This window comes from Candidatus Jidaibacter acanthamoeba, assembly GCF_000815465.1.
Taxonomy (GTDB): domain Bacteria; phylum Pseudomonadota; class Alphaproteobacteria; order Rickettsiales; family Midichloriaceae; genus Jidaibacter; species Jidaibacter acanthamoebae.
The window spans coordinates 190,830-204,863 of the sequence record NZ_JSWE01000096.1; the positions used below are offsets into that span (position 1 = coordinate 190,830).

13 protein-coding genes are annotated in these 14,034 nt (G+C 33.5%); 8 read left to right on the forward strand and 5 right to left on the reverse strand.

Annotated features, from left to right (window positions below; genetic code table 11):
• Positions 1-60 precede the first annotated feature (60 nt).
• The 3 genes from clpX to tig all read right to left on the reverse strand — a co-directional run bounded on the left by clpX (position 61) and on the right by tig (position 3,409).
• Entirely contained in the window at positions 61-1,365 is a 1,305-nt protein-coding gene (clpX, locus tag NF27_RS05095) for an ATP-dependent Clp protease ATP-binding subunit ClpX (protein WP_053332599.1), read from the reverse strand.
• Complete coding sequence (clpP, locus tag NF27_RS05100) at positions 1,362-1,997, reverse strand: ATP-dependent Clp endopeptidase proteolytic subunit ClpP (protein ID WP_039456615.1); 636 nt, start codon at positions 1,995-1,997, stop codon at positions 1,362-1,364. Before clpP ends, clpX begins: the two co-directional genes overlap by 4 nt.
• Before the next feature lie 74 nt (positions 1,998-2,071).
• On the reverse strand, positions 2,072-3,409 hold the full coding sequence (gene tig / locus NF27_RS05105) for a trigger factor (RefSeq protein ID WP_053332600.1): 1,338 nt from the start codon (positions 3,407-3,409) through the stop codon (positions 2,072-2,074).
• Positions 3,410-3,534: 125 nt separating this feature from the next.
• Between tig and NF27_RS05110 the strand changes: the two genes are divergently transcribed.
• The 5 genes from NF27_RS05110 (at position 3,535) to NF27_RS05130 (ending at position 8,126) form a co-directional block, all read left to right on the forward strand.
• The gene (locus tag NF27_RS05110) at positions 3,535-5,886 is read left to right on the forward strand and encodes a heavy metal translocating P-type ATPase (protein WP_039456510.1); all 2,352 of its coding nucleotides are present in this window, start codon (positions 3,535-3,537) and stop codon (positions 5,884-5,886) included.
• A complete protein-coding gene (locus NF27_RS05115) occupies positions 5,883-6,521 on the forward strand; it encodes an HAD family hydrolase (RefSeq protein ID WP_053332601.1) in 639 nt (212 codons plus the stop codon). Before NF27_RS05110 ends, NF27_RS05115 begins: the two co-directional genes overlap by 4 nt.
• A gap of 72 nt (positions 6,522-6,593) precedes the next feature.
• Positions 6,594-6,800: a hypothetical protein gene (locus NF27_RS05120; RefSeq protein ID WP_038537730.1), complete on the forward strand. Its 207-nt coding sequence runs from the start codon at positions 6,594-6,596 to the stop codon at positions 6,798-6,800.
• A 154-nt stretch (positions 6,801-6,954) separates the two neighbouring features.
• Entirely contained in the window at positions 6,955-7,530 is a 576-nt protein-coding gene (locus tag NF27_RS05125) for a hypothetical protein (RefSeq protein WP_039456513.1), read from the forward strand.
• Positions 7,531-7,622: 92 nt separating this feature from the next.
• On the forward strand, positions 7,623-8,126 hold the full coding sequence (locus NF27_RS05130) for a hypothetical protein (protein WP_039456514.1): 504 nt from the start codon (positions 7,623-7,625) through the stop codon (positions 8,124-8,126).
• Between the two features lie 17 nt (positions 8,127-8,143).
• On the opposite strand, the gene radC is transcribed toward NF27_RS05130, so the two are convergent.
• Positions 8,144-8,848, reverse strand: a complete 705-nt coding sequence (gene radC / locus NF27_RS05135) for a RadC family protein (protein WP_053332602.1) — start codon at positions 8,846-8,848, stop codon at positions 8,144-8,146.
• Positions 8,849-8,851: 3 nt separating this feature from the next.
• Positions 8,852-10,381, reverse strand: a complete 1,530-nt coding sequence (locus NF27_RS05140; protein ID WP_039456516.1) for an acyl-CoA carboxylase subunit beta — start codon at positions 10,379-10,381, stop codon at positions 8,852-8,854.
• A 198-nt stretch (positions 10,382-10,579) separates the two neighbouring features.
• Here NF27_RS05140 and NF27_RS05145 point away from each other — a divergent pair, with 198 nt between their 5' ends.
• From NF27_RS05145 to NF27_RS05155, 3 genes are read left to right on the forward strand one after another with little or no spacing between them, the layout of a single operon-like run.
• Complete coding sequence (locus NF27_RS05145; protein ID WP_039456517.1) at positions 10,580-12,229, forward strand: hypothetical protein; 1,650 nt, start codon at positions 10,580-10,582, stop codon at positions 12,227-12,229.
• Positions 12,226-12,870 (forward strand): hypothetical protein, encoded by a 645-nt coding sequence (locus NF27_RS05150; RefSeq protein WP_039456519.1) that lies wholly within the window; start codon positions 12,226-12,228, stop codon positions 12,868-12,870. The genes NF27_RS05145 and NF27_RS05150 overlap by 4 nt, the downstream gene beginning before the upstream one ends.
• Positions 12,857-14,008, forward strand: a complete 1,152-nt coding sequence (locus NF27_RS05155) for a hypothetical protein (protein ID WP_152606847.1) — start codon at positions 12,857-12,859, stop codon at positions 14,006-14,008. Before NF27_RS05150 ends, NF27_RS05155 begins: the two co-directional genes overlap by 14 nt.
• Positions 14,009-14,034 lie beyond the last annotated feature (26 nt).

The window sequence follows — 14,034 nt, forward strand, 5'->3', positions numbered from 1 at the left end:
TAACCAATAGCTGCAATTAAAAAAATATATACTAAAAGTTATTTAAATAAAACTTTATCTTTATACGTCAGAATTAGCTTTTTTATTTATACGTTCAGTTTTTTTAGCAGTAGAAGCTTTTTGCGAGGCTTTAGAAGAAGGCTTTTCACTTTCATAAATTATAAACGGCTTAGAATTATTTTTTATAACTTCTTCAGTGATGATGACCTCTTTAACACCTTCAGCACCCGGAACTTCATACATAAGTTCTAGAAGAGTATCTTCCATTATTGCTCTTAAGCCGCGTGCACCGGTTTTTCTTTTAATTGCCTTATTAGCTATTTCTTCTAAAGCTTTTTCTTCAAATTTAAGATTAATTTTCTCCATTTCAAAAAGCTTAATATATTGCTTAACTAAAGCATTTTTAGGCTTAGTTAAAATTTCAATAAGCGCTTCTTTATTTAGATCATTAATAGTTGCGATCACCGGAAGTCTTCCGACAAACTCAGGTATTAAACCATATTTCAACAAGTCTTCAGGTTCAACTTTGGTGAGTAATTCTCCGACATTTAGGTCTTCAGGATTTTTTACATCAGCACCAAAACCGATAGCAGAAGTTTTACCTCTTGCGGCAATCACTTTTTCTAAACCATCAAATGCACCGCTACAGATAAAGAGAATATTAGTAGTATCAACTTGTAAAAATTCCTGTTGAGGATGCTTTCTGCCGCCTTGAGGCGGAACTGCTGCAATAGTACCTTCCAGAAGTTTTAATAATGCCTGCTGCACCCCTTCGCCTGAAACATCTCGGGTGATGGAAGGACTATCTGATTTTCTGGAAATTTTATCAATTTCATCAATATAGACTATTCCTCTTTGTGCTCTCTCCACATTATAATCAGCAGCTTGTAATAACCTTAAAATGATATTTTCAACATCTTCACCAACATAACCCGCTTCGGTCAACGTTGTTGCATCAGCTACAGCAAAAGGAACATCAAGAATTTTAGCTAAGGTTTGCGCAAGTAAAGTTTTACCGCAACCTGTAGGCCCAATAAGAAGAATGTTAGATTTAGAAATCTCAACATCATTGCTTGCACCTAAGTTGGAAAGTCTTTTGTAGTGATTATGAACAGCAACGGAAAGAATCTTTTTAGCTCGTTCTTGGCCGATAACATAGTCATCCAATGTGACTTTAATATTCTTGGGCTTAGGTAATTCATTACCTTGAGCAATTGTATTTCTGCTGTCTTCTTTAACAATATCCATACATAATTCAACACACTCATTGCAGATAAATACAGTAGGCCCCGCAATAAGTTTTCTTACTTCATGTTGGCTTTTCCCGCAAAATGAACAATATAATGTATTTTTTATTTCAGTCATGATTCCCTATCCCCCGATTTTATTTCTTCTCCTGACGAATCTTTTAGTGCCGCTCTTTCAGAAAGAATTTCATCTATTAAACCAAATTCTTTAGATTCCAATGGAGACATAAAATTATCACGCTCCATACTACTTTTTATTCTACTTATATCTTGACCGGTGTGTCTAGCATAAAGTTTATGAAGCATCTCTTTTGTTTTTAAAATCTCTTTAGCATGTATTTCAAAGTCAGTTGCTTGCCCTTGGAAACCGCCTAAAGGTTGATGTATCATTATTCGTGAATTAGGAAGGGAATATCTCATTCCAGGCTCTCCGCCGGTAAGTAGAACCGAACCCATTGAGCATGCCTGTCCGAAACAAAGGGTAGCTACTTTAGGTTTTATGTATTGCATGGTATCGTAGATTGACATACCCGAAGTCACAACGCCGCCCGGGGAATTAATATACATAGATACTTTTTTATCAGGGTTCTCGGATTCAAGAAAGAGAAGCTGTGCAACGATAAGTGAGGCCATATTATCTTCAACTTGACCTTGCACGAAAACAATACGCTCCTTAAGTAAGCGTGAAAATATATCGTATGCTCTTTCACCCCTGGAAGTCTGCTCGACGACCATTGGTACTAAGCCCATGTTAATACTATCTTCAATTAAGTTATTAAACTTCTTTCCCATAAATCCCATAGAACCCTTAGTAATAATATATATTAGTTTGCAGCTGTTAAATCCTTAGCATAATTTTCGAAAAACTCTTGAGAAGAGATCATCTTTTTATTAGTCTTAACTTTTGTTAAGATGAAATCAACAGCTTTTTCTTCAAGTAATGGACCTTTTAAACGTTCAAGATTTTCTTTCTTACTGTAGAAGTCAATTACCAACTTCTCTTGACCTGGTCTTTGCATTGCTTCCGCATAAACTGCCTGCTGTAAATCACGCTCTTCAACATTAATATTGTTGTTTTTCGCTGTTTCTGCAAGTAATATGCCGAGTCTTACTCTTCTTGCCGCAATTTTCTTATACTCATCTTCAAGCTCATCAAGCGGCTTGTTAAAGTTTTCTGGATTTTTTTCATGCTGTTTCTTAATTTCATTCCACATCATTTCAAAATCAAGTTTAAACATGCCTTCCGGAACTTCAAAGTTATATTTGCCGTCAATAGCATCAAATAAAAGCTTTTTAGTTCTTAGCCTTGCAACGCCTTCAAAGTCGGCTTTGATTTTTTGCTTAATCATTTCATTGAGTTTTTCTAAAGATTCTAAGCCTAGTTTTTTAGCAAATTCGTCATCGATATTATCAACCGCTTCCGGAGTTAATACCTCATTTACTTTAACTTCAAACGTAGCTGCTTTTCCAGCTAAAGCTTTGCTTGTATAGTCAGCAGGGAAGGTCACGTTAACATCTTTAGTATCACCTTTTTTAACACCGATTAACTGATCTTCAAAGCCGGGGATAAATTGATTAGAACCCAACTCAAGTCTGATACCTTCGCCTTTACCGCCTTCAAACTCTTCGCCTTCGACTTTGCCGATAAAGTCAATCATTACGGCGTCGCCTTTTTTAGCAGCATAAGAATCTTCGGCAGCTTCAAAGTTTTTAAAATTTTTCAAAATATCTTCATGTGCTTTTTTAAGATCTTCATCGGTAACTTCAATATCAAGTGTTTCGATTTCCAACTCATCCCAATTTACTGTAGGAACTTCAGGGAAGATCTCTACTTTAGCTTCAAAAACTAAATTTGACTTATCATCAAAAGATTTAACTTCCACATAAGGCTGAAGTGCAGGTCTAATATTATTTTTTGAGAAATGATCGCGTAATGCTTCATCAATAACTGTTTCAATAGTTTTGCTAAGTACTTGTTCTCCAATTCTTTTTCTTACGATCGGGAGCGGAACTTTTCCGTCTCTAAAGCCGGCCATTTTAAATGTCTTTGCTTGTTCTTCAATTTCTTTTTCTACTTTATCTAAAATCGGTTTTGCCGGAAGCGAAAAACTAAACTTCCTATTAAGTCCGTTACTTTCTAAGGTTTCAATTGATGTAGGCATTATTGTATCTCTTTAATATGTTAACACTAATGTTGTTTATCTAAAATTAACTATCATAAGATAGTGCTTTTTATTTGATTGTAAACTATATATTTTAAACGCTAAAGCAAAACTTAAGGGGCTTGATGAAAAATAATAAGAAATGTTTACATTGTCAGCTTGACTTATCTAAGAGCCAAAGAAGTTTCTGCTGCTTCGGATGTGAAGCCGCATATAATTTAATTAACAAATTGAATTTAAAAGATTATTATAAATTTTGTAAGAACATTTATAATATATCTCCTATGAAGGTCGAAGAAGTTAAGAACGAATTAAATTATGTTGAATCAATTATATATAATAAAGATAAACATCAACATGAAATTAATTTATTAGTTGAAGGTGTGCATTGCGGATCATGCATTTGGTTAATTGAGAATACTCTAAAGCAACAAGAGGGGGTTAAACTTGCAAGGATTAATATATCTACTCAAAGGCTGTTTTTGGCTTGGGATGGAGAGGAGGATATAATATATAAGTATGTAGATATTATACAAAAGCTTGGTTATAAATTGATTCCTTTTGATTATAGTGAATTTATAAACGAGAGTGATAAAAGAGAATCTTTTCTTTTAAAGAGTATTGCAGTATCGGGATTCGCCACCATACAGCTTATGATGATTGTTATGGGTATTTGGTTTGCCGAGCGTGAAAATTCCATGGGTGAAAATACCAGAAATTTACTGCATCTTATCTCTATGATTGTTGCAGTTCCTGCAATATTATATTCCGGTTTACCGTTTTTTAAATCAGCATTTGAGGCATTAAAAAGCCATCGCAGCAATATGGATGTTCCAATATCTTTGGGTATTATAGCGACAACTTTGATAAGCATTTGGGAATTTATCAGAGGTGGTGCTTATACATATTTTGATTCGGCTGCAATGCTGATTTTTGCGTTACTGGTGGGAAGATACATGGATATAAAATCCAGAAATAAAGCTAAGGAAAAAGCAAGAGAACTAATTTTAAGGCAAGCTAAAACCGTAACATTAGTTGAGGGAAATGAATTAAAATTGCTTCCGATAAGCAAAGTTAAAATTGGTGATGTTATCCATGTAAGCGTCGGAGAAAAGGTACCGGTGGACGGAGTCGTGATTGAAGGTAGCAGTGAGGTGGATAATAGTATAATAACCGGAGAGACCCTTCCTGTTATTATTAATAAAGGAATGAATGTTTTTTCAGGCACGATTAACTTGCTTGCCCCAATTAAAGTTGAAATTAAAAAGCTTGGCGATTCAACTATATTAGGAGAAATTATTAAACTTATTGAAAATGCAGAGCAGGGTAGAGCAAAATATGTAAGAATTGCCGATAAGGTAGCCGGGCTTTATACACCGGCAGTTTTACTATTATCCGTTTTAACGTTTTTAATGTGGTATTTACTCGGTAGTAAAATTGATAAAGCTATTCTAAATGCCGTTGCGGTTTTAATTATAACTTGTCCGTGTGCGCTTGGGCTTGCTGTTCCCGTGGTGCAGATCATTGCTTCTTCCAGGATGATGAGCTTAGGGATCTTAATAAAGTCACGTGATGCACTTGAAAGGTTATCCCAAGTGGATACTATTATATTCGATAAAACCGGAACTTTAACACTCGGGGAGCCGAGTTTTATTAATCCGAATAACCTTAGCGAATTAGAGATAAACATAATTTCATCACTTGCTGCACAAAGTAAACATCCCTTATGTAAAGCAATTTTAAAAGAGTTTAAGGGGGAAATTATTCCGCTTGAGGTAAATGAAGAAAAAGGAATGGGCTTGAAATCAAGCTATAATGGCGAAGCAATTAAACTCGGTAACAAAAAATGGTGTAATGTAAAAAATTCTGAAGAGTATGATGATATTTATTCGGAAATTTGGTTTAAGCGGGGTGAACGAGAACCTATACGCTTAAAATTTTCTGATTTGATCCGAGATGAAGCTAAAAATGTCATTAAGGTGCTTAAAGACAAAGGATATGAAATATGGATGCTTTCAGGTGATAGAAAAAGGGCAGTAGAGCATGTGGCGCATTTGCTTAGCATTAAAAATTATAAAGCTGAATGTAAACCCCAAGAGAAATATAATTTTGTAGAGAATTTACATAAAGCAGGGAAGCTAAGTGCCATGATAGGTGACGGATTAAATGATTCTCCGGCTTTAAAAAGAGCACATGCTTCAATGTCTCCTTCTTCTGCAATTGATCTTTCGCAAAATATAGCAGATATAGTATTTCAATCCAACTTAAATGCTATTTTAGAAAGCATAAATACTGCTAAAAAATCGAATGTACTTGTAAAGCAGAACTTTATTATATCGTTTATATATAATATAGTAAGCATACCTATAGCAGCTTTCGGGTTTATAACTCCCCTTGTCGCTGCTGTAACCATGTCAGTTTCTTCTATATGCGTGATACTTAATTCGCTTAGATTAAATAAAAAGGATTCTATATGAACTTAATAAAGCCGAAAGCAATAATTTTTGATTGGGATAATACTTTAGTGGATACATGGGACATAATCCATGCAGCACTTGGGTGTACTTTTATTGAGTTTGGTAAAACCCCTTTTACTTTGGAGGAAAGTAAGATTTATGTTCATAAATCAATGAAGGATTCTTTCCCGTCTATATTCGGTGATGCTTGGCAAGATGCGGCAAAAAGATTTTATGTGCATTATCTGGATAATCATCTAACTCATCTTAAATCATTGGATAATACCATTGATACTCTTAACATACTTCGCGAGAATAATATTAAAATGAGCGTGCTCAGCAATAAGAGGGGAGACATACTGAGGAAAGAAGTGGAGCACTTTGGCTGGACTGAATATTTCGTTAAAGTAATGGGCTCTTTAGATGCTGCCGAGGATAAACCTTCCGCTGTTCCCGCATTTGAAATAATGAAATGTATGGAAATTGATTCTCCTCAAGATGTGTGGTTCATCGGCGATAGTATAGCAGATATGGAATGTGCCGTAAATGCAGGGTGCGTGCCAATATTTTACGGGGCTAATGACGGTTTATATAGTTATTCAGCTGATAGCCATATAAATTTAGCTAAGCTTTTTAACTTAACGCATAAGTCATAAGGATTTTTCTTGACGTATTAAAAATATATATGCATAATCTGGACAAACATTTAGATTTATTTAGGTTGTAAAATGAAAGGTGGTAAAGGTTCTAAAAATAACATTGCTAACCGTGGAGCGAGTGCAAAAGTTAAAGAAATTAACGGTAAAAAAATAATTCCCGTTGCATACAGAGGAGCAAATGTTGGTCATGGCAACTTTATAGCCGGCATGTATGAAGATACCAAAAAATTAGTTCTGGACCCTAATGGTGTACCGGTTCCTTATCAGTTAGTTTAGTCCTGTTCAAGTTTTCTGAATAGAAAGAGCATATATATTGTGTCATAATAAGATATGCTGCTAATAATATTAAAGTACCTATAAAAAGCTTTATTAATCATTTATTAATCTTTTATTGCTAACCTAGCAGAATAAAGTAATTAACTTGTTCTGTATGTCTGCAACAGTTGAAAGGGTATTTAGTAAAGTTCCGGTTGAAAGTATAAAAACCCTTTCAACAAATGATATGGCTGTTGTTGCTTTAACTATACAGAATTTTATGGATATAATGTTTGAAGAAATTAAAAAAGCGGGCTTTCTTAATTTAGAATTTTTAGAAAAGTCAGAGATGTTTTTACGTGCCGTTACGCCTAGCTATCTTAGGAAAGAGTTTGACACATTATTAAGTGTATTCAACCAGATTGAGCAAAATTTTCAAGAAACTAAATTTTACTATGGATTAACTGCTTTAAGGCAATTATGCACCCATGAAACGGATGAAGCAAAAGTATTATTAGACATTGCGGGGATTAAAATAGCTGATTATGCACAAATAAATTCTTCTCTAATAATATTTTCAACTCATTTAGTGGAAAATATTATTAAATTCGTGCAAGGAATGCGTAAATCAAATCAACATAAAAATACTCCTATTGACGAGCTAAAATTTAAAATTAATTCAAATTTTCAGTATTGCCTGCTTAATACTGTTGCGGAAGTAAATATGACTATTAATAAGTTAAAAGCTTAAGGTAAAATTTCTTTTAAGTAGGTTCTCTTTATAGTTACGTAAGCATTTATTTATATTATATATCTATTTAATTAAATAGTGGTAATAAGATTATGAAACATATGGATAAATGCATGGATAAACCGGTATTAGGAAAATGTACCAATGAGCAAGAGTTTGGTGTTGAATATAGCTTAGATCACTCACATACAACATCAAGTTTTGAAATAAGCAAAAGGTTAACGATCATCGATGAGTGTATAGCAACGTATATAAAAAGAATAAATAATAAAAAAGAACTAATATATAGTATAATGGTTGGGTACTTAAATTATAGTGAGCATGATATAGTAAGTAAATTGAATGATATTTTTAATTACCCATTATATGATAGTGAGATTTTTAAAAGCGCAAGACAGCAATTATGCCTTAGTCCTTTAAAAGCTACTTTAACTACCTGCTTATACACACTTACTGAACTTTTAAATAAACATAATATTCGAAGAAGCCACAATAATTTAAGTGAGCAGGAGATTGAACAAATATGTATTGGTATTTATGAGAAAAATACAAATTACCGTCAGGTCGAGGGAGTGATGCGTAGTTTATCTTTATAAGATAATATTATTTTTAACTAGATCAACCCGCTGTTTTTAAAAGAAAAAGTTTTATCCTTGGATATAATAAGATGATCATGTACAACTATACTTAGCGGCTCCAGCGCTTTAATTATTTTATGAGTGATCTCAATATCCTCGGGTGAAGGTGAAGCCTCACCGCTCGGGTGATTATGAACTAAAATTATAGCTGAGGCTGAATAAGATAAGCTTTTTTTAGCTATTTCTCGCGGGTAAATAGCAACTCTATCAACTGTCCCGGTTTGCAAAATTTCATCATGAATTAAAACATTCTTTTTATTTAAATATAATATTCTGAATATTTCACAATTTTGAAAGCCCATTGTGAGGTTGCAATAATTCAATACTGCATTCCAGTTACTTAAAATATTAATATTCTCTTCCGAAGAAATAAAAAGTCGAGAAAATATATCTTGGAGAAGTTTTATTTGGTAGAGTAATGAATCACTTGCCTCAGCCATATCTTTTATTGTCTCTAAATCTGCGGAGATTAAAGCCTTAATGCTTCCGAACTTATTAAGCAAAGCTTTAGCTTTCGGCTTGGTGTCTCGCCTTGGATAGCAGCTAAACAAAAGCATTTCAACCAGCTCATAGTCAGGCAAAGTGCGAATCGGAGCCTTAAGAAATTTTTCTTTAACTCTCTTCCTATGCCCTACATAAATATTCAGCTCTGTTTCTTTACTTTTATCTTTACTGTTCATTTATTATAAAGGGAGGTTATCATGTTTTTTCCAAGGTTTTTGAACACTTTTTGTAGTAAGCATGGTAAGCGCTCTACATATTTTAAATCTTGTGTTAAACGGTCTAATAATATCATCTATAAATCCTCTTGATGCGGCAACGAAAGGATTTGTGAACTTCTCCTGATAGTCATTAATTTTCTTTTCAAGTTCGGCAGGGTTATTGGCAACATCCCTATGTAAAATCGCCGCTGCACCTTTAGCACCCATTACTGCTATTTCGGTGTTTGCCCAAGCAAAGTTATAATCCCCCCTTAAGTGCTTGGAATTCATAACTATATAAGCGCCTCCATAAGCTTTTCTGATAATAATTGTGATTTTGGGTACCGTGGCTTCGGCATAAGCATAAAGTAATTTAGCTCCATGTTTAATAATGCCATTATGTTCCTGATCTACTCCCGGCAAAAACCCGGGTACATCAACTAAGGTAATAAGCGGAATATTAAAAGCATCACAAAATCTTATGAATCTGGCTGCCTTCACTGAAGCATTAATATCCAAACAACCTGCAAGGTGCATAGGTTGGTTAGCAACGATCCCGACCGTTCTGCCTTCAAATCTACCTAGGCCGGTGATAATATTTTTTGCATATTCCGGTTTTAACTCAAAAAAATCACCTTCATCAACAATTTTTTCAATAAGTTGTTTGATGTTATATGGCTTATTAGGGTTATCCGGCACTAAATTTTCCAATGACATTTCTACCCTATCGGCCGGATCAAAAGAAGGCCTAACCGGAATATCGGTTTTATTTGAAAGCGGCAGAAAATTAAATAACCTTCTTGTTTGCTGCAAACAATCAAGTTCATTATTAAAAGCAATATCGCATACTCCGCTCTTTAAAGCATGAATAGAGGTACCCCCGAGCTTTTCATGAGTTACGGTTTCATGAGTTACGGTTTTTACTACATCAGGTCCGGTTACATACATATAAGAGGTATCTTTGACCATAAAGGTAAAATCGGTAAGAGCTGGGGAATAAACCGCCCCGCCGGCACAAGGGCCCATTATTAAAGAAATCTGCGGGATTACCCCTGAAGCATCAACGTTCCTTTGAAATATTTCCCCGTATCCGGCGAGTGAGTCAACACCTTCTTGAATGCGCGCACCTCCGGAATCATTAATACCTATTATAGGAGCACCTAACTTTAATGCCGCATCCTGAACTTGGTTAATTTTCTTTGCATTGGTTTCACTTAAGGAGCCCCCGTAAACAGTAAAGTCCTGGCTATAAACAAATACCAGCCTACCGTTAATGGTACCATGCCCGGCAACTACTCCATCACCTGAGATAACGTTATCCATCATACCGAAATGGGTGCAGCGATGCTCAACAAACATTCCTATTTCATCAAAAGAATCCGGATCAAGTAATAATTCTATCCTTTCTCTAGCAGTTAATTTTCCTTTTTCATGCTGCTTATCAATTTTCTCTTGCCCACCACCAAACCGTGCAGTTCTGCGTTTTTTTTCCAATACTTCAATAATTTTCATTAAAAATTTGCTCCAAGCTCACTTTAGGTAAAGGAAATTTAATACAAAAATTTAAAAATTACAACATGTTGCACGAAACAAGTTAATAATATCAATAGATGAAATAACCGTTATATGCTTAAAGTTAAAATTAATTCTTTACCTAAATGGTTGATAGTATTACTCTAATTATGTGGTGGGTAATTTACTTGTGTTTTAATGTTAGAGAGGATTTTTAAGAAGCATAATAATATACATGTCTCTATTGGAGAAGAAGGTATAGCAGTTGCTTACTTTATAGGGAATAAAATTGCGAGAAAATTATTTATTAGAAGCACAAGTGATGCAGACACCATTGAACTCAGGAAAATATTATTAGGCGATGAAGAAGCTTCTTTACATCTTTATATTGATGTTCTAGACCAAACGTATATACAGCGAACCCTCCCTGCAATCAGCGTATTCAATATTAACAAGCTTGCAGAGCAGCGTCTTGAGAAAGAAACCATAAAGACTCATTTAAAGAGCTTTTTACAAGTCGGCAGAACTGAAGTCGGCCGTAATGATTGGATTTATATGTTTATTTCTACTGCTTTTGAACCTCCGATCTCTACATGGGTTAAGTTTTTTGAGGAATACAGAAATATAATACAAGGAATCCATTTTTTACCTGTTGAGTTAAGCACTGTAATTAAAAAGCTAAGAAAGAATCAGGTAAATAGTACTAATAAATTACTAAAGTTTAAAAAATTATTTTCTTTATTTAAAAATAAAGAAAATAGCGGAATATCTACCTGGGAAGTTTTGCTGACATTAAATAAATCTGGTGGGTTCAGGCAGGTAGTATTTCAAAACGGTAGGGTGATTTTTACCAGGCTTTTAAATAGCTTGATTGATCCGAATCCTGTGGTGATCGCAGGAGCTATTGAGCAGGAAATAATTAATTCTATTGAATATTTAAGAAGATTGTCTACCAAAGAGAAGGTAGAAATTTATATTAATATTCTCATATCCAATGAAATTAAAAAAAATATTCGCCGTAATAAATTTAATGCAAAAGAAGTAAATATATATACACCATATGAAGCAAGTAACATTCTAAAAATTCCTCCTGATATAACTACTGAGAATGACCGTTTTTGTGATCCTCTAATCCTCTCCTTAATGCACCTTGATAAAAAAAGAGTTATTACCGTCCATACCGAAGAAACAAAAAAAGTTTATATCTATACCAAATTATTCAGCTATTTTCTTACCCTGCTAAAGCTTGCAGTACCTATTACCATAATATTATCTTTAATTGCAGTATTTGATGCCTTCACGCTAAGTACTGAAATGAAAAATTTTCAATTTAATGAATCAAAATTACTTGCAAATTTAGATAGTAAAACGAACTTTAAAGCTAATGAGCAAAAAAAGTTAGGTAGTGACGTTAATGCACAGGAAGTAGAGGAAATAGTTGAGTTATATGAGCAGTATAAACAATATAATACTAATCCTGTAAAAATATTGCAACAACTGGGAGAGATAAGACCTGACTTAGCTAAAGTAAGTAGGATTAATATTTCTTATCAAGCCCCGAATTTAAAATTTACTCCGCAATCTAATAATAGTTATGAAAAATCTTTAATAAATAAGTTTTCTTTTATCGGTAGATTTACGGTAACTTTCCAGAATTATGGCTCTACCTATGATGAATTAAAAAATAATTATAATGATTATACGGTAGGGCTTACTCAAGTATTTAGGAACTATAGTGTAAAAGTTTCTTCACTACCTGAAAGTTTCTCTTTTGAAGATTTTAAAAAAGCGCTTACCTTACAAATAGTTATTCAAACGCCGACACAAGATAATGAGCAGCTGAAATGAAGTTAAGTAATTTAAGAGCATATTTTATTTTACAAGCATCCAAGCCTGGGGCAATTCTACTAGTATGTTTATTAATATTAGGAGGGGTGTCTTATGTACAAAATTATTTTTCGGGTAAGTATTCTTTTCATAAACAAAAATATGATGATTTAAGATCTAAAATTTTTACTATTGATCATAATATTGCGAAAACTAAGGCTGCACAATTAACCTGGGAAATAATAAAGAATAATAATTTTAATAAAATCGGGTTAAGGATTGAGGAAGCTAAAAAAGTTATTGATACAGCAAGTAAAGACCACTTTATTAATAACCTAAGCATCAATTTATCAAGCCCGGTTATTAGAAAGGACGTAATCAAAAGTAAGATAGGTTTAGAATATAGCGAAATAGATATCGGGTTAAGCAGCTACCTCGATACTGATGTTTTTAATTTCATTGATGAGTTAGGCAAGAAGATCCCCGGGTTGCTTAACTATACTTCAATAGATATTTCCAGTTTAGATATAGATATAAATGATTCTTTGTTGCAAAATATAAAGCAAGGGGGATATAAAGATTTAGTGCAGGCTAAGATAAATATAGTTTGGCAGGATTTTATAAGGCTTAAAGAAAGTAATATTAATGATGAAAATAAATAAATTAGTAATTGTTTTGCTGCTATTGTTAATTTCTGCAACAGCAAATGCGGTAGAAAGAATAGGGGATAATATCCTGAGTAATACACCCAACTCTGGGTATGTATCTATCCCTCATAATGATTCGACATCTAAACCGACTGATACCTCTTATCCTTTTAAGGTCACTAAGAAGGTTGATATAAAAGAATATAGCGTACAAAGCTGTAAAGATTTGCCGCTTAACTTTTATAATTGCTCGGTGTCAATTTGTTATGAAAAAGCTCCCTTCGGTAAAATTTATCGTAAGGTTGCAGGAATAGATAATGGAAAGTGTAAATATATTGAAAGAGTAGAAAACTTCGGAGGGATTAATTGTGCTTTTCCAAATGATAATCTAGTAGAAATTTCGAACATATTAAAGAAGCATTATATAAGCTTATATGATAATAGTGTTCAACTTAATGATGAAGAGACAAGCCAATTAAAGGAAATATATAAAGCTTATTGTGAAGTTTTACCAAGCAGTTCATTTACAAAAGTTATGACAATGAATAATAATTTAGGTAAAAATGAATTAAGTGAAATAGTAGAATTTACCAAACTTAATGCTAATCAAAATAATACGGTTAAAAGTGAAACAAAGCCGATAACTCAAAATGATCCTGAGTTTAAAGAAGGAGAAATCCGCTCTATAATGTTTACTAACAGTGAAGCTAAAGGAATTTTAGCGGCAGTTGAGAGCTTTATCAACCTTAGTAAGTTAAAAAACCAAATTGCTAAAATAGGAAGTATAGAAGAAGCTAAAAAAGAGCTTACTTCATTTTATCTGAATTCGATAATATATCTTTCAAACCAGAGTTGGTCAGTGTGGCTTAATAACTATAAGGTTCAAGAAAAATCACTCGGGGGAGTTTTAGTCGACAAGGTAAATAATGATTCAGTTGAATTTATATGGAAGACGGCTAATTTGGATGTGATTTCTCCGGAGTGGCAGTTAAGACTAATTAAAGATGGTGAGTATTATAAATCTAAAGATAATAGAATTAAAATTAAAAATGATAACGCAGAAAATGCGACAATTCATTTTATATTAAAACCTAATCAAACTTTTGTTGTTGATACGCTTTCAATAATTGAAGGTAAGATTAGAAAGAATTAACTAAAGGGAGAGAAGTTTATAGTGTT